Below are 561 nucleotides of genomic sequence, written 5' to 3'. Positions count from 1 at the left end.
CGACAAATCTGGTATCGCTGCCATCATGGAAGCGGTGCGTTGCATCCAAGCTGAAAACCTAGAACACAAAACGCTCGAATTGGCGTTCACCGTACATGAAGAAGGTGGCCTGTTCGGTTCTGAATACTTCGATATGTCTCACGTAACCTCAACAGAAGCGATCGTACTGGACACAGGTGGCCCAATTGGAACTATCGTAACAGCTGCTCCGGGCCAACAAAAGATCGTCGCAACCATCAAAGGCCGCCCTGCACATGCAGGTCTTGCGCCGGAAGAAGGCATCAGCGCGATCATGGTTGCGGCAGACGCAATCAACCAAATGAAACTGCTTCGCATCGACGAAGAAACCACAGCGAACATCGGCATGGTCAACGGTGGTCAGGCAACCAACATTGTGATGCCAGAGCTTAAAATCGTTGCTGAAGCTCGCTCTCTAAATGGAGAGAAGCTAGAAGCCCAAGTCAACCACATGATTTCAACATTTGAGTCGGTATGTGAAAAACATGGCGCAGAAGTCGAAATCGAATCTAGCCGCGCGTACGACGCCTTTGTTATCGAAGA

1 protein-coding gene is annotated in these 561 nt (G+C 50.3%); it reads left to right on the top strand.

Annotated elements, in window-relative coordinates; translation table 11 throughout:
• Positions 1 to 561: peptidase dimerization domain-containing protein (locus R7O13_RS29610; RefSeq protein ID WP_318305558.1), on the top strand; the 561-nt coding region annotated here is incomplete at both ends.

It is taken from the genome of Vibrio sp. Y176 (genome assembly GCF_033438945.1).
This window is presented reverse-complemented; position numbering and strand designations above follow the sequence as displayed.